We start from the raw sequence: 7,365 nt of genomic DNA on the forward strand, positions 1-7,365 counted from the left end.
TCAAGCAGGTCGACGGCTGGCACGACATGCCCCTGACCAAGGCCGCCCAGACCGTCCAGGTGTCGGCGTACCCCGACCACTACGCCCAGTGGGAGACCCAGGCCGCCGACCTCGTCGCCCACCACTGGAACAGCTGACCCGCAGCTGACCCGCACGACAACGATGGCCGGCACCCCGCCCGGGGTGCCGGCCATCGGCATGTCCACCGTGTCGCCGTGGTGCCTGCCCTGGGGACCACGAACCGCCTCGGCACGGAGCGTCAGACCGCGCGACGGCCCTCGAAGGCCCGGCCCAGGGTGATCTCGTCGGCGTACTCCAGGTCGCCGCCGACCGGCAGGCCGCTGGCGAGGCGGGTGACCGCGATCCCCATCGGCTTGACCATCAGCGCCAGGTACGTCGCGGTCGCCTCACCCTCGGTGTTCGGGTCGGTGGCGAGGATCAGCTCACGGATCGTCCCCGCGCTGAGCCGGGTCATCAGCTCACGGATCCGCAGGTTGTCCGGGCCGATCCCCTCCAGCGGATTGATCGCCCCGCCGAGCACGTGGTAGCGGCCCCGGAACTCACCGGTCCGCTCGATCGCCACCACGTCCTTCGGTTCCTCGACCACGCAGATCACCTCGTCGGTGCGGCGCGGGTCGCGGCAGATGCGGCACTGCTCCGACTCGGCGACGTTGAAGCAGGTGGTACAGAACCGGACCAGGTCCTTGACCTTGCGCAACGCCCCGGCCAGCCGGGTGACGTCGGCCGGGTCCGCCGACAGGACGTGGAACGCGATCCGCTGGGCGCTCTTCGGGCCGACGCCCGGCAGCCGCCCCAACTCGTCGATCAGGTCCTGGATGGCACCCTCGTACATCGGCGGGTCAGAATCCGGGCAGGCCGAGGCCGCCCATGCCGCCGGCCACCGGACCCATCTTCTGGTCGGTCAGCTCCTTGGCCGCCTCGGCGGCGTTGTGCAGGGCCGCGACGACCAGGTCCTCCAGGGTCTCGACGTCCTCCGGGTCGACCGCCTTCGGGTCGATCCTGATGCCCTTGACCTCACCGGAGCCGGAGACGGTCGCGGTGACCAGCCCACCACCGGCGGTGCCGGTCACCTCGGCCTCGGCCAACTCGGCCTGCGCTTTGGCGATCTGCTGCTGCATCTTCTGCGCCTGCTTCAGCATCTGCTGCATGTTCGGCTGTCCACCTGGGCGCACGGATGGCTCCTTCTCGCACTCGTCTGCTCGGCCGCGCCCAGCCTAGTCGGGGGCGACCGGTGGTCCGGTCCGGGGAACGGCGCGTCAGCGCGCGTCCACCTCGTCGATCTTCTCGGCACCGAACGCCTCACGGAGCAACTGCACCGCCTGCTCCTCACTCGACTGCCGGGCGGTCCGCTCGTCGATCACCTCGTCCAGCGGTTCGTCACCCGGGTCGAACCCCTCGTAGGCGGGAGTGGCCCGGGTCGCGCCCGCCGGTGCCCCACCGGCACGGACCGGACCGTCGTAGTCCGGGTCGTACGGCGGCTCGCCCGCCCACTCCGCGTCGGCGGTCCTGCGTCCCGCCGGGACGGCCCGAGGTCCCTTACCCGCCGCAGCCGCCCGCGCCGCCGCGATCGCGCTGCTCACCGGCGCACCGGTGGCCCCGGCCGTCGCCGGCTGCGGTGTCGGCGGCGGACCGGCCGGTCTGGGTACGGCGGGCGCAGCGGGCACCGCCGGGGCGGCTGCCGTCGCGGTCGCCGTCGCCCCACCGGGGCGGGCCGGTTCGGGCCACTCGTCGGATGCGGCGCTGGCGGACCCGCCGGGGCGGGCCGGTTCGGGCCAGCCCTCGTCGTCGCCCCCACCGACCGCGTCGGCCGGGGTGGCTGCGCTGCCCGCCCTGCCCACCTGGTCGGGCGGCCCACCCGGTGACCGTGCCGCACCGCCGCCGCCAGCCGCACCGTTTCGGGCGGTAAGGCCAGGCGAACCGCCCGGTGCGCTAGGGCCGGACGGGCCGGTGGACCCGGCCGGGTTGCCGCCGGACGGGCCGGACGGGTTGCCGCCGGACGGGCCGGACGAAGCGCCGCTGACCGGCCCGGCCGGTGCCGTGGGTGGGGCGGGTGCCGGTCGGGGCGGGGCGGCAGCAGGGCGGGACGGAGCGCCGGACGACGCGCCACCCCGTTCACCGGCCACCTCGCAGCGGATCTGCCACCGACCGCCGAACTCCTCGTACAGCGCTTCGAGGAGGAGGTCCGGCTCGGCGGAGAGAGCCTGGGCGTGGAACGGGTACCGGAACGTGAGCAGGAGGGACTGCCCGTCGACCTCCCGGACGGTGGCCTCCCGCGCCCAGGCGGCCACCTTTTTGCTCTTCCGGCCGACCTTGCCGACCACGTCCGGCCACACCCGGCGTACCGCGACGGCGTCGAGGGCACCGGGTGTCGCAGCACCCGGACGAGGCGGCTCGGGGGTGGCCGGGTCGGGCATGACGGCCGAGGGCGGCACCCGACGGGCCGCCGGGTCGGGGTCACCGACGCCCGGACCACCGGCCGTCGGGATGGAGCCGTCAGTCGCGGGCCCGCCGACAGTGGGGACGGAGTCGTCCCGGGGCGGGCCGGTGGGGGCGGGCGGGGTGGGCCCGCTGGGCCGGGAAGCGGCCGACGCGGCAGCGGCGCGGGCGGCAGCCGCCCCGGACAGCGCATCGGCAGCCGCCGGGCCGGCGGTCTGCGGGTCGGACGCGGCGGCAGCCGCGCCCGGGGCGGGAGGCTCCTGGCGTACCGCAGGAGTGGGGGTGGGGGATGCGGAGCCGGCGGGGGCCGGCGGCAGCTCCCCGCCACCCAGGGTGAGCCGGCGCTCCATCCGTTCGAGGCGCTGGAGCAGGGCGCCGGTGGCGTCGTCGACGCCGGGGAGCAGCATCCGGGCGCAGATCAGCTCCAGCAGCAGCCGGGGCGCGGTGGTGCCGCGCATGTCGACCAGACCGTTGTGCACGATGTCGGCGCACCGGGACAGGGTCGCCGGGCCGAGCCGCTGGGCCTGGGCGGCCATCCGTTCGATCTGGTCGGCCGGGCCGTCGATCAGGCCCTTGCCGGCGGCGTCCGGCACCTGCTGGAGCACGATCAGGTCGCGCAGTCGTTCGAGCAGGTCGGAGGCGAACCGGCGCGAATCGTGCCCGGCTTCGGCCACCCGGTCGACGGTGGCGTACGCCGCCGCGCCGTCCCCGGCGGCCAACGCGTCGCACATCTCGTCGATCAACGCGGCGTCGGTGACGCCGAGCAGCGCGGCGGCCCGGGGATAGGTGACCCCCTCCGGGCCGGCGCCCGCGATGAGCTGGTCGAGCACGGAGAGGCTGTCCCGGGCGCTGCCACCACCGGCGCGCACCACCAGCGGGAAGACCGCCGGGTCGACCGTGACGCCCTCGGCCTGGGTGAGCTGCTCCAGGTACGGCCGGAGCACCTTCGGCGGGATCAGCCGGAACGGGTAGTGGTGGGTCCGCGACTTGATCGTGCCGAGGACCTTCTCCGGCTCGGTCGTGGCGAAGATGAACTTGACGTACTCCGGGGGCTCCTCGACCAGCTTGAGCAGGGCGTTGAAGCCGGCCGACGAGACCATGTGCGCCTCGTCGATGACATAGATCTTGAAGCGGCTCTGGGCCGGCGCGAAGAACGCCTTCTCCCGCAGCTCACGGGCGTCGTCGACACCACCGTGGCTGGCCGCGTCGATCTCGATGACGTCGATCGAGCCGGAGCCGTCGACGGCCAGCGACCGGCACGAGGCACACTGCCCACACGGCTCCGGGGTCGGACCCTGCTCGCAGTTGAGCGAACGGGCCAGGATCCGGGCGCTGGAGGTCTTGCCGCAGCCCCGGGGACCGGAGAACAGGTAGGCGTGGTTGAGCCGCCCGCTGCGCAGCGCCTGCGACAACGGCTCGGTGACGTGCTCCTGGCCGATGACCTCGGCGAAGGTGCGCGGCCGGTACTTGCGGTAGAGCGCCAGCGTCACTCGCCCCGCCTCCTCTCGACCGAGCCATTCTGCGCCGGTCGGGCGCGGGTGACCACCCACCACCCCGGGACCCGACCCGCAGGTACGGTACCGGTGGGCGGAGACAAAAAGGCCTCCCGTGCACCCGGCAGAGCTCGCTTATCCTTGCTGCCTTCCGGCCCTGGGGAGGTTCACGAGATACCGCCGCACGGGAGGTAACGCCCACCCTACCCGACCCCTCGTGGATCTTCGGGGGGTGGTGGGGTGGCCCGGCCCGCGGAGACCTGTATCCTGGCTCGCGGAGGATTCGCCTAGAGGCCTAGGGCGCACGCTTGGAAAGCGTGTTGGGATAAAACCCTCACGAGTTCGAATCTCGTATCCTCCGCTCGCCTGAGCAGCACCAATGTCAGGGCCGGCCCCACGGGGACCGGCCCTGAACCGTCTCTACCGTCGCTCTCGTCTCAGTTGCCCTGTTCCGGCTGGTCAGGTGGCGGCTTGGTGATCCTCTCCCCCGGCCCGGTCGGCGGGTCGCCCCAGAGCAGTCCGCCGAGTTGCTGCGCGATGTCCCGACGTACCTGGTCGGTCATGTGCTGGTAGCGGACGGCCATGGCCGAGTTCGACCAGCCCATGATGCCCATCACGGCGCGGCCGGAGACGCCGAGTACCAGGAGCGCGGTGGCGGCGGTGTGGCGGGCGTCGTGTAGCCGGCCGTCCCGCACTCCGGCGAGCGTGAGTAGCCGTTTCCATTCGTCGTAGTCCGTTGCCTGGTGGATCGCCTCGCCGGTCGGCGAGGCGAACACCCAGCCCTCTCGCGCCAGAGCTGGGCTACCACGAAGGGTGGACCTCACCAGTATGGCAGCGAAGAAGTGAACAGCGGTTGGTGGTGTCGACACCCACCACGGTGCGGTCATCGACAGCATGCGCGGACTTCTGGCTGGCGCCGCGTTCCCCGCGAACAGGAGCGATTGCTCGGATCTGCTCCACTGGATGCGCTTCGTCGGCCGCCTGGTCGCGGTGGGCATTGAGAGAACCGGTAGCTATGTGCTGGGCTGGCCCGCCACCTGACCGGCGAGAACATCAACGTTGTGGAAGCGGACCGTCCTGACCGACGAATCAAGGGCAAGTCCGACCCAATCGACGCCATAGAGCCACCCTCGCCGGCACCGCCATGGGTCGCCCCGAAGACCCCGTATCGGTCCGGTCCGCGCCCGACGGTCGCCTGCCAGTGCGCGGTCTAGGCCCGCAAGGCCGCGATCAACCAGATTCGGAGGGCGGTCGCCGCTCCCTGGAAGCGCTCCGGGCCGAGCAGGCCAAGCTCAGCGCCGCTGTTCTGGATCGTCTGGGACGTCTACACCGCCCTCGGCGCGGGCTTCGCCGCCCTGACCCCTTGACCTCAGGAGAAGCATCGGGATGGAAGACGTAGTGCAGTGTCGGCACTAGCGAAAGGTCACCGGTGAGGGTTGAATAGAAACCCGGAACGGAGACCTTCATTCGAACGGCACGAAAAGGCTAGGTTATGCTATTCACGTCAGTATCTGTCCGAAACTTCCGCTCAATAGCTAGTTCTGGACGCATTCCGCTCGGCCCAATCACGTTACTCGTTGGTCGCAACAACGCAGGAAAGTCAGCTTTAGTGCGCGCCATCTATCTCGCACAGGATGGCGCACCGACGAGCGCTCGGGACGTACGAATCGGCTCCCAGTTATTCGACGTTGAACTAGAACTAGGTTCTTGGCACACGTTCATCGAGGAGGGGTCCAAGACTCGCCGAACTAGCCGAGTTCCGGTCGGCGATACCCTGACCTTGAGAGGCAGTGAAGTTGTCCAGGGAGTGGTTTACCGAAATAACGCGAAATTCACGGTGAATCGCGCATCAAACATCGAGCCACGCAATGCAATCTATCCGGTCCTTGCCACCCGGCGCCAACAGCATTACGAGGAGCAGGTCAGGCGAGAAGCGGCAATAACCGTGGTTCCGACCGACTCAAATCTGGTCTCCCGAGTTATGGCACTTGCCACTTCAGATATTCCCGAAGCGCAGACTTTTCGCCAGGCATGCAATGACGTTCTCGGCGTCAGGCTTAACGTCTTCACCACTGAGCACGGCCAGCAAAGTGTAGGCATCCAAATCGACAGGTTCACCGATATACCGTTGAGTGCCATGGGGGCAGGAATTACGAGCGCGCTCAACTTGATTCTCAGCCTAAGCACAAGCCGAAACAAGCTATTCCTAATTGAAGAGCCGGAAAACGACTTGCATCCGCAAGCACTGAAGGCATTACTGGATATCATACTTCAAGCCTCGAACGATAACCAATTCATTATCACAACCCACAGCAGTGTCGTTCTAACTAGGCTCGGCTCGGCGCTTGATTCTGTGGTTATCCACACGACGAGCGACGGCAGGACTCCGCCGACTACCTCCTTCGAGGTCATCGATTCCCCTTCAGGCAGGATTTCGATAATGCAGGACCTTGGATACGAGCTAGCCGACCTCGAACTTGGTGAGGGATGGCTGATATTTGAGGAGTCGAGCGCCGAGCGATTGGCGCGCGAATTCCTCATTCCGTGGTTCGCGCCCCGGCTGGTCCGCTTGAGAACCTTGGCCGCAAGTGGCACCTCCCGCCTCCGGCCAATCGTGCAGGATTTCTTCGAACTATTTCTCTTTGCGCACCTGGAACCTATGTACCGTGGTCGCGCGTGGGTTATCGCGGACGGAGACGAGTCTGGCGTACGAGTAATTCGGGACCTTAAAGCCAAGTTTCCAACATGGCACAGCGATCGATTCGTCAACCTCAAAAATACCGATTTCGAGCGTTACTATCCGGAGCCATTCAAGGCCGAGTCCGAGCAAGCCCTGTCGACAGCAGACAAACAGCGCCGCCGAGAGGCGAAACGCATATTGTTACACAGGGTACTAACCTGGATTGGCGAAGACGAAGATCGAGCAAAAGAAGCATTCAGTGAATCCGCTCATGAGGTTGTCCAAAGACTGCGTGAGATCGAAGAAACTGTCGTCTCCCTTGGTCGAATTCCTTCGTATCCCGCAGTCGTATCTCCTAAAGAGGCTGAGGCTCAACGCAGCTATCCGCAGCAAGCAACCGCGCAACTTCGGTCCGTTCCGGCCGAGCAGTTGAGCGAGGTGCCAACAGACACCCGGAGCGGTCCGATCGCGGATTAGGGCATCAGCCGACCGGATCGCCCCATGTGATGATGCCTGGCGGCCGGCAAAGCAGCGAGTCTGTGTGCAAGGGAGCGCAGAATCTCAGCTCTACCAACTGACGGTAGTAACAGGGTTCCGGTTGGACCACCTCCGACGAGGGCCCGGGCCTGGGATGGCCGGAGCTAGTGCCTCGTCTTTGAACGTTGGTCGGGTAATGCGTCGGTTCTGAGGATGGATCGGGCAGGCTGTCTCCCAGCACTCGTGGTGGGAGGTGGT

General features: G+C 68.1%; 4 protein-coding genes, 1 tRNA gene, 1 other RNA gene and 2 pseudogenes. 3 read left to right on the plus strand and 5 right to left on the minus strand.

Annotated elements, in window-relative coordinates:
* Positions 1–259 precede the first annotated feature (259 nt).
* The 4 genes from recR to ffs form a co-directional block, all read right to left on the minus strand.
* On the minus strand, positions 260–853 hold the full coding sequence (gene recR / locus AB0B63_RS32340; protein WP_208570826.1) for a recombination mediator RecR: 594 nt from the start codon (positions 851–853) through the stop codon (positions 260–262).
* Between the two features lie 7 nt (positions 854–860).
* Positions 861–1,169: a YbaB/EbfC family nucleoid-associated protein gene (locus tag AB0B63_RS32345; protein ID WP_244253610.1), complete on the minus strand. Its 309-nt coding sequence runs from the start codon at positions 1,167–1,169 to the stop codon at positions 861–863.
* Positions 1,170–1,277: 108 nt separating this feature from the next.
* A complete protein-coding gene (locus tag AB0B63_RS32350) occupies positions 1,278–3,947 on the minus strand; it encodes a DNA polymerase III subunit gamma and tau (RefSeq protein ID WP_357025828.1) in 2,670 nt (889 codons plus the stop codon).
* Between the two features lie 107 nt (positions 3,948–4,054).
* An RNA gene (gene ffs / locus AB0B63_RS32355) (signal recognition particle sRNA small type) lies at positions 4,055–4,144 on the minus strand.
* Positions 4,145–4,226: 82 nt separating this feature from the next.
* Between ffs and AB0B63_RS32360 the strand changes: the two genes are divergently transcribed.
* A tRNA-Ser gene (locus tag AB0B63_RS32360) sits at positions 4,227–4,311 on the plus strand.
* Between the two features lie 76 nt (positions 4,312–4,387).
* On the opposite strand, the pseudogene AB0B63_RS32365 reads toward AB0B63_RS32360, so the two are convergent.
* A pseudogene (locus AB0B63_RS32365) lies at positions 4,388–4,735 on the minus strand (tyrosine-type recombinase/integrase); the annotation flags it as partial.
* Positions 4,736–4,901: 166 nt separating this feature from the next.
* On the opposite strand from AB0B63_RS32365, the pseudogene AB0B63_RS32370 reads away from it, so the two are divergent.
* Together AB0B63_RS32370 and AB0B63_RS32375 are read left to right on the plus strand one after the other, a co-directional pair.
* Positions 4,902–5,071, plus strand: a pseudogene (locus AB0B63_RS32370) (IS110 family transposase); the annotation flags it as partial.
* Positions 5,072–5,442: 371 nt separating this feature from the next.
* Positions 5,443–7,107, plus strand: a complete 1,665-nt coding sequence (locus tag AB0B63_RS32375; RefSeq protein ID WP_357025831.1) for an AAA family ATPase — start codon at positions 5,443–5,445, stop codon at positions 7,105–7,107.
* The last annotated feature ends 258 nt before the right edge of the window (positions 7,108–7,365 follow it).

The sequence above is a fragment of the Micromonospora sp. NPDC049081 genome, assembly GCF_040648835.1.
In the GTDB taxonomy this organism is placed as follows: domain Bacteria; phylum Actinomycetota; class Actinomycetes; order Mycobacteriales; family Micromonosporaceae; genus Micromonospora; species Micromonospora antibiotica.